A 17827-nucleotide genomic window follows, 5' to 3' on the forward strand; every position below is an offset into this window, starting at 1 on the left:
GCGAGGCGGACCCTGCCTTATCCATAGCTGAGGCTTAGGGGGAAGCATGGCTATCATCACCGGGATCAAGGACACGCTGGACGCCGAGGTGGCGCGGTTCTCACAGACGCCGCTGGCGCAGCCGGTCCTGCTTAACAGCGTGCCCAAGGGCGGCACCCATCTGTTGCGCAACATCGTCAGGATGTTCGTGCCCGTCGAGCAGCACTACGATCGCGACTTCGTGCAGATCCCCAACATGCATCTGCACCTGGAGGCCTTCAATCCGCACGCGCCCAGGCTCAGCGCCGCGCACCTGCTGTTCAGCGACCAGGCCGCCGCCAATGTCCGCACCGCCCGCCATGTCCTGTTGGTGCGCGACCCCTACGACTGGGTGCTGGCGCGCGCCCGGTTCTTTGTCTCGGACACCTTCCATCAGGAGAATCTGGAGCATCTGAAGTCCGGCGTGTTCAACGCCGACATGCTGATGAACTTCATGATCTTCGGCCTGCATGGGAAGACGCCGGCCCTGGCCGACATCTACACGCACAATGCCGCCTCCTGGCTGGGGACGGGGGTCTATCTGGTCCGTTACGAGGATATTCTGGCGGCGCTGGGCGATCTGGATGCGCCGTCGTCAGAGGCCTATTTCCGCGCGCTTCTGGACGCCTGCGGCATCGCCTTGCCGGAAGACTGGAAGGCGCGCGTGCGGATCGGCTCGGACCGCAAGCTGAGCCGGACGGCGCGCGAGAACTTGATGTTGCCGGAAGGCATGACCTTCCCGTCGGAACTGCCAGAGCAGCAAAAGCGGCTGGTGGACTTCCACGCGCCCGGCCTGCGCAGCCTGCTGGGCTACGCCTAGCCGGCGCTCTGAGACGCCTTCCAGACCTCGAGGTACTCCAGGCGGCGCAGCACCTTTGAACCGGGGTCCAGCAGGATGTGGGCGCTGGAGGGCGCCGTGAAGACGGCGCGACCGTCGGTCATGGGCAGGGCGCGCAGACGGCCGTCCACCTCGACCTCGACAGGCAGGGGGAAGGGGCGGCCGTTTCCGGTCTTCCACTCCACGGTGACGCGCTCGCCGTCGCGGGTCATGACCAGATCGGGCAGGGCGGCCTGATAGAGGTAGGCGTCGAAGAACCAGCCCAGATCGCGGCCGGTCACCTGATTGACGATAGCCACATACTCCGGCGTCGTGGCGTAGCGCGGGGCGAAGTTCCCCGGCTTGGGGTCGGGGTGGCCATAGACCAGTCGGCGCAGGGATTCGTAGAAGGCCTCGTCGCCGATGTAGAGGCGCAGGGTGTGGGCGATCAGGGCGCCCTTGTAATAGAGGTCCAGCCCCGGCCCGGTCTCGCCGTTGTAGACCGTGCCCGCGTCCTGGGGCTTGCCCGAGACCACGGGGAAACGATTGGCCAGCGTCAGCCGCATGGTCTGCAGTTCGGACTGCATGGCGCGCTCGCCGTTCAGCCAGCGGGCGTAGAGGGGCTGCATATAGGTGCCGAAGCCCTCGTGCAGCCACATGTCGTCCCAGTCGGCGTTGGTCAGCTGATTGCCGAACCATTCGTGCGCCAGTTCGTGCTGCAGCAGCCAGTCGTAGCCCTTGCCGTCCAGCTTGTAGCCGTTGCCGTAGGCGTTGATGGTCTGGTGCTCCATGCCCAGGTGCGGGGTCTCGACCACGCCCATCTTCTCGTCGCCGAAGGGGAAGGGGCCGATGGTCGCCTCATAGAAGTCGAGCTGCTTGGGGAACTCGGCGAACAGGGCGGCGGCCTTGGCCGGATCGTCCGACGCCAGGCGCCAGAAGCGCAGGGGAATCACATTGCCGAAGCGGCTGGGGTAGTCGGCGGCCATCTCGACGAAGGGGCCGACGTTCAGGCTGATGGCGTAGGTGTCGGGCTGGCGCGCGGTCCAGTTCCAGGTGGTCGTGCCGTCGCCGTTGTCGGTCTTGCCCAGGAAGCGGCCGTTGGCGGGGGCGCTGAGGGCGGTCGGGACGGTGATGTGCAGATCGACGCGGTCGGGCTCGCCCTGCGGATGGTCGATGCAGGGCCAGAACAGGTCGCAGCCTTCGCCCTGAACCGCGCTGGCGATCCAGGGCTGACCATCGGGCGTCTTGGCCCAGACGAAGCCGCCGTCCCAGGGCGCGCGCTTGGCCTGATGCGGGCGGCCGGCGTAGGCGATGCGGACGGAGGCGGTCTGGCCGGCCTCCAGGGCGCGCGGCAGGGGGATGGTCAGGCGGCCCTCGGGATTGGACCAGCCGGTGACCGTCTGGCCGTCCACGGCGATGGAAGTGATGGCGAACAGGGTGTCCAGTTCGACCACGACGGCGCTGGCCGGGGCCGCAGCGGTGAAGTCGAGGACGGCGACGCCCTCGATCGACTGGGTCTCGGGCAGCAGCTTGAACGACAGGTCCGCCTTGTCGAAATGCAGGGCCAGTTGTTCCGACGTGCGGGGCGTGCCGCTGGACAGGGTGAAGGCCGTCGAATCGCGAGCGGGGGCGGCCTCCTGGGCCAGCGCCGGGGCGCTGATCAGGGCGGTGGTCAGGCAGAGGGCGGCGGTCAGGCGCAAGGCTTCGGCTCCGGCAGAGGTCGCGATGACCGTAGCGGGGGGCGACGAGGGCGCAAAGAAAAAGGCCGGTGTTTCCACCGGCCTCTTCAAACTTGGTCAGACGGCGCTGATTAAGCGGCGGTCTGCTCGGCCAGCTTGGCCTTGACCTGGCGCTTGATGCGCTGGGCGGCGACCGACAGCTTTTCGTCGCGAGCCTTGACGATGAAGGCGTCCAGGCCGCCCTTGTAGTCGAGGGTGCGCAGGGCGGCGTTCGAGATACGCAGCGAGAAGGTTTGGCCCAGCGATTCCGAGGCCACCTTGACCGTCTTCAGCGACGGCAGGAAGCGGCGCTTGGTCTTGATGTTCGAGTGGCTCACATTGTGGCCGACCATCGGGCCGATACCCGTGAGTTCGCAACGACGCGACATCTTAAGATCCTCAAGGTCACATCCGCGAGACGTGTGCGGACGCATGAAACAGGTGCACGCAGCGGGCGGACCCCTGCGAGAGAGGGGGCCGTATAGAGGAATGACTCGGAGGCCGTCAAGGCTGGAGTCGAGTCAGGCCAGGGATTCTGGCGGGGATCGAGGCTGTCCGGCGCGCGGGATCGCCTTCGTTCAGCCAGCGTTCAACGACCTGCTATACAGAGGATAGCATGAAGACCCATTGGAAGCCGTTCCCCATGAAGACGCTGCCTGTTTCGTTCGCTCGAGTCCTGGCCCTGGCCGCCCCCGTTGTCGCCGGCGCCGTCATGCTGGGCGCGCCTGCGGCGGCCCCCCAGGCCCAGACGGCGGCCCCGGCCCAGCCGGTCCTGCCGGGCTACTGGGAATACACCACCAGCGCACTGGGCAGCCGCGACACCGAGCAGAAGTGCGTGCGCCCCAGCGAGATCAACCGCTTCTTCGGCGGGCTGTCGACCAACCGCTGGAAATGCACCTATCCGACGCGTCAGGTCGGCGACGGGCGGGCGCGTTTCGAAGGCACCTGCCAGGACAAGAAGGGCCGTCGCGTCAGCGTGCGCCTGAACGGCACCTATCAAACCGAGAGCTTCCATTTCAACGGCGGCGCCCAGCTGATGCGAGGCACCCCCTATATCCCGGCCAGCATCACCGCGCGTCGTCTCAGCGCCCAGTGCCCGGCGAACGCCGAGTATTTCTAAGCCTTTCCTGAGCGGCGCAGCCAAAGCTCCGCCGCGATCAGGTTGGGAACCCAGGCCAGGAATGAGATGGCGCGGTACCAGGGCAGGAAGGGCAGATCCAGGACCATGACCAGCGGCAGGTAGAGCCGCAGGGTTACGGCGGCCAGGGTCAGGGCCCAGGAGCGGATCATCCAGCGGCGGTGCTCGTCGAAGCGGCCCTGCACGGCGGCGCGCCAGCCTAGGAGGGTTGTGGCGATCCAGAGGACGGCGAGGGCGCCGAAGCCGGCCGAGGCGATGGGTCCTGCGTGGGAGCCGGGAGCCAGAATCAGGCCCGCCGAGCCGCCGACCAGGCATCCCGCGCCATAGACCCTCCCGATCCAGCGGTGGGGCGGGCCGGCTGTGCGGCGCAGGACCGGCAGGAACTGGAGCGACCCCAGCGCCAGGGCCGTGACGGAGCCTGCGACGTGGACGAAGAGCCACGGAACGCCGCGTGGGTTGCCCAGGGCCTGGGCGGGCGTTTGCGGCGGTTGCAGCAGATAGCGGGCGGAATAGACGCTGATCCCCAGGCAGAGGAGGGCGAGCAGCGCCCAGCCGATGCGGAAGCGCCAGGACGTGCGGCGGGGCGAAGGCGGGGCGGCGGTGGTCATGCAGGGCCTCGTTGGCGGTTTCGCCGAACGCCATTGCCGGACGGGCGGCGGCTCGCTAGGCCTTGCTTCGCGAGCGGCGCCAGGGTTGCGCGAACGGGGCGGCATGAGCGGAGAGGCGACAAGGACGGGGGCGGCGGCCATGGCGCGGCGATGGGGCGTCGACCTGGCCATGCTGATCGCGATCGGCCTGCTGATGGGATTTTTGGGGCCGTTCGGCTCGGACCGCATCCCGGACGCCTATCGCTATATCTACTGGATGATCTGCATGGTCGGCGGCGGGGTGATCGGGATTACGGCCGATGAGCTGCTGAGCCGTCGCATGGCTTCGGGCTGGCGACGGGTCGCGGTCGTTTCGGTGCTGATGACGCCGGCGGTGTCGCTGCTGGTGTTGAGTACCGAGCACCTTCTCATGGGCGGGCGGCTCGACTGGCAGGGCTTCGGGCGCCTTCTCTGGCAGGTCTGGCCCATCCTGCTGGCGGTGATGGCGGTGCGAGCCCTGGTCTGGCGGCGTTCGCCGGCGCGCGTCGAGACGCGGACCATCATCGCCCCGCCCTTGCCCGAGGCCGAGGCCGCGTTCAGGCGGCGCCTGTCGGCGAAACGGCGCGCGGCGCGGCTGATCGCGATCGAGGCCCACGACCATTATCTGAAGGTCCACACGGATGCGGGGGTCGAACTGGTCGCCCTGCGTTTCGGCGACGCCCTGGAGGAACTGGGCGGCGCGCACGGCTGGCGCGTTCACCGGTCATGGTGGGTGGCGGCCGATGCGGTGGAGGATGTGCGCTGGCGGCGCGGCGTCGGCGAACTGCGTCTGGTCGGCGGCCTGACGGCGCCGGTGAGCCGGACCTACGGCCCTGTGCTGAAAGAGGCGGGCTGGTTCTAGGGCCAAAGAAAAGGCCCGGCGTTTCCGCCGGGCCTTTGTCGTATCCGTCTGTCGCCGTGGATCAGGCGGCTTCGGCCTCGGCCTCGGCGGCGGCCAGTTCGGCGGCGGTCGGGACCGGCTTCTTGGCGCTCAGCGACTTGGCCAGCAGGGCGACGGCGGCGTCCTTGTCGATGCGGTTGGCGGCGGCGACTTCGCGAGCCATGCGGTCCAGGGCTGATTCGTAGAGCTGACGCTCCGAATAGGACTGTTCCGGCTGGGTGTCGGCGCGGTGCAGGTCGCGGACCACTTCAGCGATCGAGATCAGGTCGCCCGAGTTGATCTTGGCTTCGTATTCCTGGGCGCGACGCGACCACATGGTGCGCTTGACGCGGGCGCGGCCCTTGAGGGTCGTCAGGGCCTTGGTGACGGTGTCGTCGGCGGCCAGGGTGCGCAGACCGGCGGTCTTGGCCTTCTTGGTCGGGACGCGCAGGGTCATTTTTTCATGGTCGAAGGTCACGACATAGACCTCCAGCGACATGCCGGCGACTTCCTGAGTCTCGATGGCGGCCACCTTGCCGACGCCATGGGCGGGATAGACCACCGCATCGCCAACCTTGAATTCCAGACCGGTCTTGCTCGTCATGTCATTCCTTTCCCGGAACAGGGGCGAAGCGAGGCGCTGAACGCAGCCGATGGGCGAAAACAACCCCGCCGCCGGAAACTGGTCCCGTCGGTTGGGCGGTCAGGTCACACATCAGAAGCGAAAGCGGATCACCGAACCTCTGGCCGACCCCGTCTGTTCGGCGGGGGACTGTCGCAAACGCGGGCGGCGCGCATGACTGCGGAACCGCCCGTTTCGAATAGGGAGGAACCTATCATAAAATTAGGAAATCTCAAAACATCCACAGGACGACTGAGCGGTTCCGGCACTTTGTGACCGGATTGTGTTCAGGTCTTAGGAGCCCTTGCCGGGCTTCTCGCTGAAGTATTTCTCGAACTTGCCGGTCTCGCGCTCGTACTGTTCGCGGTCGGCGGGCGGCGTGCCCTTGACGGTGATGTTGGGCCAGACCTTGGCGTACTCGGCGTTGACCTGCAGCCACTTGCCGTCCGGCTCGTCCTCGGTGTCGGGGACAATGGCGTCGACGGGGCACTCCGGCTCGCACACGCCGCAGTCGATGCATTCGTCGGGAGCAATGACCAGGAAGTTCTCGCCCTCGTAGAAGCAGTCCACCGGGCAGACCTCGACACAGTCCATGAACTTACATTTCACGCAGGCGTCGGTGACGATGTAGGTCATGGCGGTCGGGCGGGCTCTCTGGCGCAATCAGGGTCGAGGGCGGGCAAATGGCCCCGTCGGAACCAACTGTCAACCGAGGGCGCTGTCGCAAGGGCGCGGGGAGCTTGACCGGGCCGGGTCGCGTCTGCATCCCATGCGATTACCGTTCATCGCTCAGAAGGAGGTTCGCCTATGCGTCTCACCGCTCGTTCCACAGTCGTTCGCGTCGGCGCGGGGGCGTTGGCTCTCAGCCTTCTGGCCGGGGGCGCGGTCGTCGCCCAGGCGGCCCTGACCCGTGTGCCCTCCGAGGTCCAGGCCGGCGACTACAAGCTGGATTCCGCCCACGGCAAGATCACCTGGTCGGTCGATCACCTCGGCTTCTCGACCTATGTCGGCCAGTTCGTGAACGTTCAGGCCGAGCTCAAGCTCGACCCGACCAATCCTTCGGCCAGCAGCCTGACGGCGACTATTCCGCTGACGGATGTGGCGTCGAACTCGGACGGTCTGAACCGCCACCTGCAGACGGCCGACTTCTTCGACACCGCCAACCACCCGGTCGCCACCTTCCGCTCGACCCGCATCATGCTGGACCCGTCGGAACCGAACGAGGCCATGGTGCATGGCGAGCTGACCCTGCGCGGCGTGACCAAGCCGGTGACCATGGAGGTCGAGTTCAATCAGGCGGGCCAGACGCGCGGCGGTTACAAGGCCGGCTTCGACGGCGAGGCCAAGATCAAGCGGTCGGACTTCGGCATCACCTTCGGCCTGCCGGCGCTGGGGGATGAGGTCGAGCTGCACATCGAAGGCGAGTTCGTGAAGCCGTAGAGGGCTTTTTCCTCCCCATAAAATGGGGAGGGGGACCACGGAGTGGTGGAGGGGGCGACGCAAACTTCAGCCGTCGAGACGCCCCCTCCGTCTCGTCGCCTTCGGCGTCGATCCACCTCCCCATTTCATGGGGAGGAAAGAGGTTAGGTTTCCGGCGCGTCGAGCGCCGCATAAAGGGCGCGGGCTTCCTCGGGAGGGCCGCGCCTTTCGCCCAATTGCAACACGCGCACGGCGATCAGCCGCCCGCCCTGGGCGAACAGGATGTCGTCGCCGGGGTGGACGCTGCGACTGGGTTTGTCGAGGCGGGTCTGGACCCCGTGATGGGTCAGGCGAACGGCGCCGCGCTCGACCATGTCGGCCGCCAGACCGTGGGTCCTGGCGAACCGCGCCCGCCACAGCCAGAGGTCGATGCGGCAGCTTTCCGCCTTCACGCGCCGGCGGCCTTGCGCCTCGGGCGGCGCTTGCGGCGCGGGGGCGCGGGCGGCCGGGTCAACTGGGCGAGGGCCGCGAAGGGCGAGTCCTTGGGAGGCGGGGCGGGCTTGCCCGGGCGCGGGGCCTTGTCGGCGCGGGTCAGGCGCAGGGCCGCCTGAATCTGTTTCGCCTGTTCGGCGGTCCAGCCCAGTTCGGTCAGGGCTTCGTCGGCCAGCGGAGCCTTGCCCGCCGCGCGCGACAACTCGGCGAAGCGTTCCAGGGCCTCGACCGGAGCGGTCCATGATCCGACCGCGCGGCGACCGAAGGCGGACAGCGCGCGCGGCGATGGCGCAGGCGCGGGCAAGGGCAGGAGAGCCTCCCCGCCGGGACGGAAGGGCTCGGTCACAAAGGCCTGCGCCAGAAGCCGGGCGCGGGGCTTCAGTGCGCCGGGCAGCCAGACGGAGTGGGCGCCGATGCGGATGGCGAAGGTCTTCACCGTGCGCCGTTCGTGCTGACTCAGCGCCGCCAGATCGCGCTCGACGTCGGCGCGGGGGATGACGCCGCCCGCCTCGATCAGGCGGAAGGCCAGGCCACGGGGCAGGCCGGTCAGGGCGCCGCTGTCGACCGCCTGACGCAGGCGGCGCAGCTCGCGAAGGGCGCGGCCGGCCTCCGACGCCAGCCAGGCCTCGATGCGGCGCTGGGCCCGCTCGCGCGCCGGGACGGGTCCGAGGTCGCCCAGCAGCCGGACGCGCGGGGCGAAGGGATCGTCGTTGACGATGCGGGCCGTCAGGGCGCCCTTCCACAGGACGTCGCCGCCCCCCGAACGCGGATTGGGAATGACGCTGAAGCCTTCGTCTGCTTCCGCCGCCAGTCTGCCCAGACGCCGCGCGATCTCGGGGCCTACGGCGCGGGTCGCGGCCTGCCGCAGCGCCCGGTCGGCCAGGGCCGAGCCGCCGGCGTCGGGGGTGAAGTGGACCCCCTCCAGATGGCCGACCACCTCGCCCTCGACCGTGACCTCTCCGTCGTCGCCCACGCCCGCGACGGTGTCGGAACGCACGTTCAGCGCCCGCATCAGGGCGGTGGTGCGCCGGTCGACGAAGCGGGCCGTCAGCCGTTCGTGCAGGACGTCGGACAGGCGCTCCTCCAGCGCCTTGGTCCTGTCGCGCCAGCCTTGCGCCTGATCCATCCAGTCGGGGCGGTTGGCGATATAGGCCAGGGTCCGCACCCCGGCGAGGCGCGCTGACAACTGGTCGATCTGGCCGTCGTCGCGGTCCAGATCATTGAAGCGCGGGGCCACCCAGTCCTCGGTCAGGCGGCCGCGACGACTGGTCAGGGCGGTGAAGATCTCCTTGGACAGGCGGGCATGCTCGTCCAGCGTCGTCTTCTGGAAGTCCGGCAGCTGGCAGGTCTCCCACAGCCGCATCAGGGCGCCCCGCGAGCGGGCGATCTTCTTGATGTCGTCGTCGGCCGCGAAGCGCCGCAGCAGGGTCTCGTCCAGGGCCTGGGCCGTCAGCCGCAGGCCGAACCGTTCGGGGCTGATGGTCAAGGAGCGCAGCAGGTCGGGCAGGGTGTCGAAGTCCAGCCGCCCGTGGCGCCACTCGGCGGCCTCGATCGGATCGAAGCGGTGGCTGACCACCTGTTCGAGGATGTCCTCGTCCAACTCCTCGGCCTCGCCCGTGACGCCAAAGGTGCCGTCGCGCAGGTGGCGGCCGGCGCGCCCGGCGATCTGGCCGATCTCGGCGGCGTGCAGCCAGCGGGTGCGCCGACCGTCGAACTTGCGAAGCCCCGCGAAGGCGACATGGTCCACGTCCATGTTCAGCCCCATGCCGATGGCGTCGGTGGCCACCAGGAAGTCCACCTCGCCCGACTGGAACAGCTCGACCTGGGCGTTGCGGGTACGGGGCGACAGCGAACCCATGACCACGGCGGCCCCGCCTCTCTGGCGACGCAGCAATTCGGCGATGGCGTAGACCTGCTCGGTCGAGAAGGCGACGACGGCGCTGCGCCGGGGCAGGCGGGTCAGCTTCTTCGACCCGGCGTAGGACAGGGTGGACAGGCGCTCGCGCGTGACGATCTCGGCGTCTGGGACCAAGGCGCGGATCAGCGGAGCCATGGTCCCGGCCCCCAGGAACATGGTCTCGAAGCGGCCGCGCGCGTGCAGCAGGCGCTGGGTGAAGACGTGGCCGCGCTCGGGGTCGACGACCAGCTGGATTTCATCGACGGCCAGGAACTCGACCTGGCGCTCCAGCGGCATGGCCTCGACGGTGCAAACGAAATAGGCCGGGCGCGGCGGGACGATCTTCTCCTCGCCGGTGATCAGGGCGACGGCGGCGGTCCCGCGCTGCCTGACGATCCGCTCATAGATCTCGCGCGCCAGCAGGCGCAGCGGCAGGCCGATTATGCCCGAGGCGTGACCCAGCATCCGCTCGACCGCCAGGTGGGTCTTGCCAGTGTTGGTGGGGCCCAGGATCGCCGTAACGCGCGATGGGGCCAGACCTGCGGAACGATCACTCATGTCGCGTTCAAGGTGGAGAAGCGCCCTGGGTTTCTCAAGCGAAACCGCAGATCGAGGGCAATAATGAACAGATGCTTGCCGGCGCCTGGAACGGGCGCGAAACGAATCATGACCGAATCAGCGACACGGCCCGATTCAGGCTTTGTTCCCTACAAGATATTGTAGCTTAACGAGGATTAATCGCTAGGATTTTCTTGCCGGGTGGATAAGTCGGGCCAGACATCTTTCCCTCGACCTCGCGAGCCGCTAGGGACGGCCCACGTGGCCCCGTAGCTCAGCTGCATAGAGCAAGGCTTTCCTAAAGCCGAGGTCGGGGGTTGGAGTCCCTCCGGGGTCGCCAGATTGTCGAGACAAGCTAAAACCTGCTCAAAACAAGCTAAGACCTGCGCAGGTCGCTCGCGGCCGCACGGCACGCGCCTGGAACCGGCCTGATCTCGCGTGGTGGCTCACCGTTAAGCTTTAAAGGTCAAAAGGGGAGGCAGTGGAGATGCCGTCTTGCCCCGTTCCAAAGTACCGCTTGAAACCCTCGAGCGCTTATCGCGCGAAGCCCGCGTACGTACGCCGAAGCTGTTAGGCAGCAACGTGTCGTGGGGTCTCCTGCGGTGGGGGCTGGCCGCAGCCTTTATGAGCTTTCTGGTTGCTCTCGCGATGGTCATTTTCCATCGGGACGGGCCGGATAGCGTGATCGCTCTGCTTGGCGAGGTTGTAAAATGGCTCGGATTTGCAGGTCTCCTTCTGTCTTTCGTCGGCTTCTTCGCTCCGCTGCTGGCTCTGGCTGCCATTCGTGTCCGCGGCAAAGATCCGCAGGCTATTATGGCCGACCGCCGTCGTGGAGAGGCTTTAAAGTTCGCGCGGTTCCTCGCTGATCGACTGGATCGCTCGTCCATCGACACGGCTAGGCGTGGGGCGACGGCCGAGATTAGCCGGTTCGAGCGGCGCAAATTTATGCATACCCTGTTTGCCGGCGCGGGAGCTGCGGTCGCTACCGTAGCCAGGGGCCTGGGCGGGGAGGCCGCAGTTTGGGTCGATTGGGTAGTCCTTATGGGAGCCGCGTTGGCCTGCGGCATGACCCTTGGGATTTTGGCGACGCTGGACTTTATAGATCGCCTGAACCGGATTCTCGACGCCCTCAATGAGGCGGAAGTAATCCTTGTGGCGCGAGAGACTCGAAAGGCAGTCCCGGATCACGGCCGTTCGGTCCGGTCCGGACTGATGGCTCTGTTTGATGCCGTCGTGCGTCGAGTGACGCAGGGGGCCGCCTACCGCGCTTGAGGCACCTACAAGGTAGGGCTTCGTGGTGGACGGTTTGCAGTGGGAGTTTTCGTCTAAGCGGCAATCTCGGAAGTGGTTGTATCAAATGGTAGCGCTTGCTCCTCGTTCCTAGCGTTGCATCGTTCATCGGATTTGACGCACAGTTGGGCGTTATGGGGGCTGGATCACTCAACTTTGGGTTCTTGGAGCGACACGATCTGCGTTTGGCGCAGATTGCGGCTTTGGCTGAGCGCTATTTTCATGACGATCCGCCCGGTGCTCTGATCCGTCTACGCCAACTGGCCGAGATGCTCAGCAAGGAGATTGCTGCTCGTCATGGGCTCCTGGCGAAGAGCCGGGCGTCATTCGATGAGACACTGACGGAGCTAAAACTGAAGGGCGTCTTGCCCAATGCCGCTTCTGAGGTCCTATACCACGTCAAGCGCGTGGGTAACGCGGCGGCGCACGAGAACACCGGAGCGGCGGATCAGGCGCTTCAGGCGCTGAAGATGATGCGGGCCGTCGCGATCTGGTTTCATCAGGTCTATGGCGGCGAGCTGGGATTCCGTCCGGGACCTTTCGTTCCCCCGCGCCCGCCGGAGGACCTGACAGAGGACCTTAAGCATCAGCTCAAGCAACTCGCGGACAAGGTGGCCGCCAGCTCAGACGAAGTCGCCAAGGCGCGTCTCGCGGCGGAAGAGGCTGAGGCGGAACGTCGGAAGATCGAGCAGGATGCCGCCGTCAGGGCGGAAGAGAGCGCCTTCTGGGAGCAGTACGCGCGCGAGGTCGAGGCCGGAGCCAAGGCGGCGGAAGCCAAGCTCGCCGCTCTTCAGGCCGAGGCGGTCACCGAGCCCGCGCACCAGCTGGACATACTTGCGGGCCTAGCGTTGCAGGCTGCGGCAACGATCGAACTCGACGAAAGATCGACGCGTGTTCTCATCGACGATCAGCTTCGTGCGGCGGGCTGGGAGGTCGACAGCACCCTGTTGCGTCATGCGCGCGGGACGCGGCCCGAGATTGGACGCAACCGGGCCATCGCAGAGTGGCCGACCCGAAGCGGACCGGTCGACTACGCCCTGTTCATCGACGAAAAATGCGTTGCCGTCGTCGAAGCCAAGCGCAGCGTCAGGGATGTGCCGGGCAGGCTCGCTCAGGCCAAACGCTACGCCCGTGACATCCGGCTGGACGTTGATCAGATCCTGCTGGAAGGCCCCTGGTGGGATGGCGACGAGAAGCTGATTGCCCCATTCGCCTTCGCCACCAACGGTCGCCCTTATGTGAAGCAGCTCGACACCAAGTCGGGCATCTGGTTCTGGGATGCGCGCCGCCGCGAGGCACCGCGCGCCTTGGCCGAATGGTTCTCGCCGCGCGATCTGAAAGAGCGGCTTGAACAGACGGTTGGTGCCGGTCACGCCGATCTTGCCGAACGTGAAATCGGCGTGACGGGCCTGCGCCCCTATCAGAAGGATGCGATCGAGGCGGTTCAGGGCGCACTTTCGGACGATCGGCGCGCGATGCTGCTGGCCATGGCGACCGGCACGGGCAAGACGCGATTGGCGATCGCGCTCATGTACGAGTTGTTGCGCACCAAGCGTTTTCGCCGGATCCTGTTCCTGGTCGACCGCAACGCCCTCGGGCGTCAGACTCTGGACGCCATGAGTACGACCGATACGGCGGGCTTCCTCAAGTTCGACCAGGTCTTCCCAGTCGCCGATATGGCGCGCAAATTCCCGGAGGCCACGGACCGGGTGCAGGTGGCCAGCGTGCAGGCCATGATCCGCCGTCTGGCCAGCGAGACCCTTTCCGAGCGACCGACGCCCGGGACCTATGACCTGATCATCGTGGACGAGGCGCACCGCGGCTATACGCTGGACGCAGAGCTTCGCGAGGACGACCTCGGCTTCCGGAGTCTGGACGACTATCTCTCCGCCTATCGGCGCGTGCTCGATTATTTCGACGCGACGACGATCGCCCTGACCGCGACCCCCGCTCTGCACACCAGCGAGATTTTCGGCGCGCCCATCTACCGCTATGGCTATCGCCGGGCCGTCATTGACGGCTGGCTGATCGATCATCGCCCGCCGCGTCGCATCACGACCGCGCTCAGCCAGACCGGCATCTCGTTCGACAAGGGCGAAACGGTTTCGATCGTCGATCCACGTACGGGGCAGGTCGATCTGGCGGATCTGGAGGATCAGGTCGATTTCGAGGTCGCCCAGTTCAACCGGAAGGTCCACACTGAGGCTTTCAACCGGGCTGTGGCCGAGGCCGTCGTGCGCGAATGCCCGCCGGATCAGCCGGGCAAGACCCTGGTGTTCGCCACGCGCGACGACCACGCCGACATCTTGGTCAAGGCGCTGAAGGCGGCCCTGATCGAGGAGTACGGCCCCCAGCCGGACGATTTGGTCGACAAGATCACCGGCTCGGTCGACAAGCCGCTGGATCGCATCAAGGCGTTCAAGAACGACCCCCGGCCCAAGTATGTCGTGACGGTTGACTTGTTGACCACGGGCATCGACGTGCCGGCGATCACCAACCTGGTCTTCGTGCGCCGGGTGAACAGCCGCATCCTGTACGACCAGATGATCGGTCGGGCGACGCGACGCTGTGACGAGATCGGCAAGACCTACTTCCGCATCTTCGACGCCGTCGATCTGTACGCCAACCTGCAGGAGGTCTCGGATATGAGGCCCGTGGTGGTCGATCCGGGGCTGACCTTCGCCCAGCTTGTGACCGACCTGGAGCGCGCGCCGACAGAGGGCGATCGCGTCATCGTGCGCGATCAGATCGTGGTCAAGCTGCGCGGTCGGCTGAAGCGGCTGGATGATCGGGAGCGAGAGGCTCTGGAGGCGACGCTGGGCGACCTCGGCGCCCTGCCGGATCGGTTGAAGGATGCTTCTCCGGCCGACACCGCGGCCCTGTTCGTCGCCCACCCCTCGCTGGCCAGGGTGCTGGACGCCTCGCCGGCCAATGGCAAGCGCGATGGCATCTATATTTCGGAGCACGACGACGAGCTGATCTCGGTCGAGGACGACTTCGGCGCCAAGGCCTCGCCCGAAGACTACATCGAGAGCTTCGAGGCCTTCGTGAAGGCCAATATGAACGCCGTCCCAGCCCTGATCGCCGCGACGCAGAAGCCACGCGATCTGACCCGGGCGGAGTTGAAGAGCCTGGCGCTGGCGTTGGACGAGCAGGGCTTCTCGGAGGCCAAGCTGCGTCGGGCCTATGGCCGCGTCCGAAACGCCGACATCGCCGCCCACATCATCGGCTTCGTGCGCCAGGCGGCGATCGGCGATCCGCTGGTCCCGTATGAGGCGCGCGTGGATTCCGGCGTGGAGCGTCTGCTGGCCGGACGCGTCTGGACCGCGGGGCAGCGCAGGTGGCTGACCCGCATCGGCAAGGCGTTGAAGGCTCAGCCGGTCAGCGATCCAACCCTGCTGGACGAACCCCTGTTCGCCCAGAACGGCGGCTTTGACACCGTCGATCGCGAGTTCGATCACCAGTTGGCGCAGGTGCTGATGGACCTGAACGCCGCCATCTGGGATAGCGGCCACGCCGCCTAGGAGTACGCTTGTGAATCCCTCTTCCGACCTCGTGAACCGTCTGTGGCGCGAGTGCGCCGTCCTGCGAAAGGACGGCGTCACCTACATGCAGTACGTCACCGAATTGACCTACCTGCTGTTCCTGAAGATGTGCTCCGAGCAAAAGGATGAGAGCCGGATTCCCGAAAGCTACCGCTGGGAGGCGATCAGAACGGCCGGCGAGACCGAAGTGCTCACGCGCTATAAGCAACTGCTGATCGACTTGGGTGACGGGACCAAGATCGCTGACCGATCCATCGTGGCCATTTTTAACAATGCCTCTACCGTCATCCGCACGCCTGCCAACCTTAGGAAGCTGATTGCCGCCATCGACGACCTGCACTGGTTCACAGCCGAGCGGGACGCATTCGGAGACGCCTATGAAGGCCTCCTACAAAAGATGGCGGAGGAGACTAAGCGCGGGGCCGGCCAGTATTTCACCCCGCGCGTCTTGATAAACATGATCGTTGGCCTGATGAAGCCCCGGGCCGGTGAGATCATTCAGGATCCGGCCGCCGGCACCGGCGGCTTCCTGATTGCCGCCGATCAGTACATGCGCGATCAGACCGACGACTATCACGACCTTCTCGACAGCCCGCGCAAAATCACGTTCCAGCTCAAGCAGGCCATTAGAGGGCTGGAGAACGTCTCGGACACTTTCCGTCTCTTGCTGATGAATCTTCATCTGCACCGTATCGACCCGGACTACCTGGATCTGAACGATACCTTGTCGCCGACAGGGCAGCAGGCGGCGTTCAAGAACGCCAATCTCATCCTGACTAATCCGCCGTTTGGGCCTGCGGGCAGTCCGCCGACGCGCGACGACCTGACCGTCACCGACCGGGTGTCCTCCTATCAGTTGCCGTTCGTGGAGCATGTGATCCGCGCCTTGGCCCTCGGCGGACGCGCGGCGGTGATCGTGCCGGACAATGTGCTGTTCGACGACGGGCGCGGGCGGCTGCTGCGGCAGATGTTGATGGAGCGCTGCGACCTGCACACCATCCTGCGCCTGCCGACCGGCATCTTCTATGCGCAAGGGGTCAAGACCAACGTCCTGTTCTTCACCCGGTCCCAGGAAGAGGCCCCGACCGAGGCCGCGACCCAGGCCGTCTGGATCTACGACCTGCGCACCGGCGCTCCGGCCTATGGCAAGACCAATCCGATCGGGGACAAGGACTTCGCCGACTTCGTTCAGGCCTTCGGCGACGATCCCTTGGGGCGCAGCGCCCGCACGGATCAGGGCGAGACCGGCCGCTTCCGTCGGTTCACGCGCGAAGACCTTGCTGCCCGCAACGACAACCTGGACATCACCTGGCTGAAGGCCGAGAGCGCCGACCCCGACGACGGCCTGACCGACCCCGACGACATCGCCGCCGCCATCGAGACGCACCTGGTGTTCGCGCTGGAAGAGGTGCGGGGGCTAGTCGAGGAGCTGGAGCGCGAGGCGCCGTTGGCGGCGCTTGAGGAGGTCGAGGCGTGACCCTGCCGCAGGGCTGGGCGGAGACGACACTGGGTGAGTTGGTCGAGGTCAATCCGAAGCATGCAGCGGACATCGATAGGACCGTGTCGGTTTCGTTTGTGCCGATGCCCGTCGTGGATGAAGTCACGGGTCGCATAACCGATCCAATCGATAGGCCGCTGGATGAGGTGTGGAAGGATTATACGCATTTTTCGGACGGAGATGTGATCTTCGCAAAAATCACGCCGTGTATGGAAAATGGGAAATCCGCCATCGCGTCCGGGCTCACCAATGGTCTGGCCTGCGGCTCGACCGAGTTCTTTGTGTTTCGGTCTCAGGGCGCAATCGAACCTGCTTACCTTTGGCGATTTCTGCGGCAGACGAAATTTCGAGAGGAAGCTGCGAAGGTGATGACTGGTGCTGTTGGGCAGCGCCGTGTGCCTAGAGCTTGGCTGGAAAACTATAATCTGGGCGTTGCGCCTCGCGCTGAACAGCGCCGCATCGTCGCCAAGCTGGACGCCCTGACCGCTCGCCTCGCCCGCGCGAAGCTCGAGCTGTCCAGAGCCCAAAAACTTGTCGCGAAAGAGCGCTTAGCGATCCTAGGGGCAGCGTTTCAGCAGTTTCGCAGCTCACCACGTGCTCGGCTCGACGAGCTTTGTCGCGTGGGAACTGGTTCGACGCCCAGGCGAAGCGAGAGCCGCTACTATAGCGGCGGCTCCGTGCCTTGGGTCACAAGCGGCGCTGTAAACGACGGCGTGGTCTCACAGGCTTCCGAGCACATCACTGACGCTGCACTGAAGGAAACCAATTGCAAGGTGTTCCCGTCAGGCTCCATCCTCATCGCCCTCTATGGTGAGGGAAAGACCAGGGGGATGGTAGCGACCCTCGCGATTGCAGCCGCGACCAATCAGGCGTTGGCAGTGCTGCATGCTTTCGATCGTGATCGCGTAGAACCTGATTGGATCGAGCTCTTCCTACTCGGCCGATACGAAGAAACCCGCAGGGCAGCGGCCGGCGGAGTCCAACCGAATTTGAACCTCGGCATCGTGAAGGCGATTGAATTGCCGGTCCCGCCCGTGTCTGCGCAGCAGGCGACTGTCGCTTACATCAAGTCCGCCTTCGCCCGCGCCGACCGCGTCGAGGCCGAAGCCCGGAAGGCCCTCGCTCTGATCGATCGTCTGGAGACGGCGATCCTGGCCAGGGCCTTCCGGGGCGAACTGGTTCCGCAGGATCCGAACGACGAACCGGCCTCGGTCCTGCTGGAGCGCATCCGCGCCCGCCGCGCCGCCGAGCCGAAGCCCAAACGCGGGCGACGACCGAAACTGGCGTCCTGAAGGCGCAAGGGGGGAGT

15 protein-coding genes and 1 tRNA gene are annotated in these 17827 nt (G+C 66.1%); 9 read left to right on the forward strand and 7 right to left on the reverse strand.

Annotated elements, in window-relative coordinates:
* The first annotated feature begins 46 nt into the window (after positions 1-46).
* Positions 47-838, forward strand: coding sequence for a hypothetical protein (locus tag B3K53_RS07145; RefSeq protein WP_292083477.1), 792 nt, complete (start codon positions 47-49; stop codon positions 836-838).
* On the opposite strand, the gene B3K53_RS07150 is transcribed toward B3K53_RS07145, so the two are convergent.
* Positions 835-2535 carry a M1 family metallopeptidase gene (locus B3K53_RS07150; protein WP_292083478.1) on the reverse strand — a complete coding sequence of 567 codons (1701 nt, stop codon included), beginning with the start codon at positions 2533-2535 and terminating at the stop codon, positions 835-837. The two genes, B3K53_RS07145 and B3K53_RS07150, sit on opposite strands and share 4 nt — an antisense overlap.
* 110 nt (positions 2536-2645) lie before the next feature.
* Positions 2646-2942, reverse strand: coding sequence for a 50S ribosomal protein L28 (rpmB, locus tag B3K53_RS07155; RefSeq protein ID WP_292083479.1), 297 nt, complete (start codon positions 2940-2942; stop codon positions 2646-2648).
* A gap of 227 nt (positions 2943-3169) precedes the next feature.
* Here rpmB and B3K53_RS07160 point away from each other — a divergent pair, with 227 nt between their 5' ends.
* Positions 3170-3673: a DUF3617 domain-containing protein gene (locus tag B3K53_RS07160; protein ID WP_292083480.1), complete on the forward strand. Its 504-nt coding sequence runs from the start codon at positions 3170-3172 to the stop codon at positions 3671-3673.
* Here B3K53_RS07160 and B3K53_RS07165 read toward each other — a convergent pair.
* Entirely contained in the window at positions 3670-4299 is a 630-nt protein-coding gene (locus tag B3K53_RS07165) for a DUF2306 domain-containing protein (protein ID WP_292083481.1), read from the reverse strand. The two genes, B3K53_RS07160 and B3K53_RS07165, sit on opposite strands and share 4 nt — an antisense overlap.
* 139 nt (positions 4300-4438) lie before the next feature.
* Between B3K53_RS07165 and B3K53_RS07170 the strand changes: the two genes are divergently transcribed.
* Entirely contained in the window at positions 4439-5179 is a 741-nt protein-coding gene (locus B3K53_RS07170) for a LytTR family DNA-binding domain-containing protein (protein WP_292083482.1), read from the forward strand.
* Between the two features lie 61 nt (positions 5180-5240).
* Here the strand turns inward: B3K53_RS07170 and B3K53_RS07175 are convergent, their stop codons facing one another.
* Together B3K53_RS07175 and fdxA are read right to left on the reverse strand one after the other, a co-directional pair.
* Entirely contained in the window at positions 5241-5801 is a 561-nt protein-coding gene (locus B3K53_RS07175) for a CarD family transcriptional regulator (protein WP_105564399.1), read from the reverse strand.
* A gap of 312 nt (positions 5802-6113) precedes the next feature.
* Positions 6114-6455, reverse strand: coding sequence for a ferredoxin FdxA (fdxA, locus tag B3K53_RS07180; protein WP_207825511.1), 342 nt, complete (start codon positions 6453-6455; stop codon positions 6114-6116).
* Between the two features lie 171 nt (positions 6456-6626).
* Here fdxA and B3K53_RS07185 point away from each other — a divergent pair, with 171 nt between their 5' ends.
* Positions 6627-7259, forward strand: coding sequence for a YceI family protein (locus B3K53_RS07185; protein ID WP_292083483.1), 633 nt, complete (start codon positions 6627-6629; stop codon positions 7257-7259).
* 143 nt (positions 7260-7402) lie between these two features.
* On the opposite strand, the gene B3K53_RS07190 is transcribed toward B3K53_RS07185, so the two are convergent.
* Positions 7403-7690 carry an RNA-binding S4 domain-containing protein gene (locus B3K53_RS07190; RefSeq protein ID WP_292083484.1) on the reverse strand — a complete coding sequence of 96 codons (288 nt, stop codon included), beginning with the start codon at positions 7688-7690 and terminating at the stop codon, positions 7403-7405.
* Complete coding sequence (locus tag B3K53_RS07195) at positions 7687-10185, reverse strand: helicase-related protein (RefSeq protein ID WP_292083485.1); 2499 nt, start codon at positions 10183-10185, stop codon at positions 7687-7689. Before B3K53_RS07195 ends, B3K53_RS07190 begins: the two co-directional genes overlap by 4 nt.
* Before the next feature lie 263 nt (positions 10186-10448).
* Here B3K53_RS07195 and B3K53_RS07200 point away from each other — a divergent pair.
* The 5 genes from B3K53_RS07200 to B3K53_RS07220 all read left to right on the forward strand — a co-directional run bounded on the left by B3K53_RS07200 (position 10449) and on the right by B3K53_RS07220 (position 17810).
* Positions 10449-10525 (forward strand) — tRNA-Arg (locus B3K53_RS07200).
* A 155-nt stretch (positions 10526-10680) separates the two neighbouring features.
* A complete protein-coding gene (locus tag B3K53_RS07205; protein WP_292083486.1) occupies positions 10681-11457 on the forward strand; it encodes a hypothetical protein in 777 nt (258 codons plus the stop codon).
* Between the two features lie 152 nt (positions 11458-11609).
* The gene (hsdR, locus tag B3K53_RS07210) at positions 11610-14999 is read left to right on the forward strand and encodes a type I restriction-modification system endonuclease (protein ID WP_292083487.1); all 3390 of its coding nucleotides are present in this window, start codon (positions 11610-11612) and stop codon (positions 14997-14999) included.
* Between the two features lie 31 nt (positions 15000-15030).
* Positions 15031-16497 carry an N-6 DNA methylase gene (locus B3K53_RS07215; protein WP_414632904.1) on the forward strand — a complete coding sequence of 489 codons (1467 nt, stop codon included), beginning with the start codon at positions 15031-15033 and terminating at the stop codon, positions 16495-16497.
* A complete protein-coding gene (locus B3K53_RS07220; RefSeq protein ID WP_292083489.1) occupies positions 16494-17810 on the forward strand; it encodes a restriction endonuclease subunit S in 1317 nt (438 codons plus the stop codon). Before B3K53_RS07215 ends, B3K53_RS07220 begins: the two co-directional genes overlap by 4 nt.
* Positions 17811-17827 lie beyond the last annotated feature (17 nt).

It is taken from the genome of Brevundimonas sp. UBA7506, from assembly GCF_002479495.1.
Taxonomy (GTDB): domain Bacteria; phylum Pseudomonadota; class Alphaproteobacteria; order Caulobacterales; family Caulobacteraceae; genus Brevundimonas.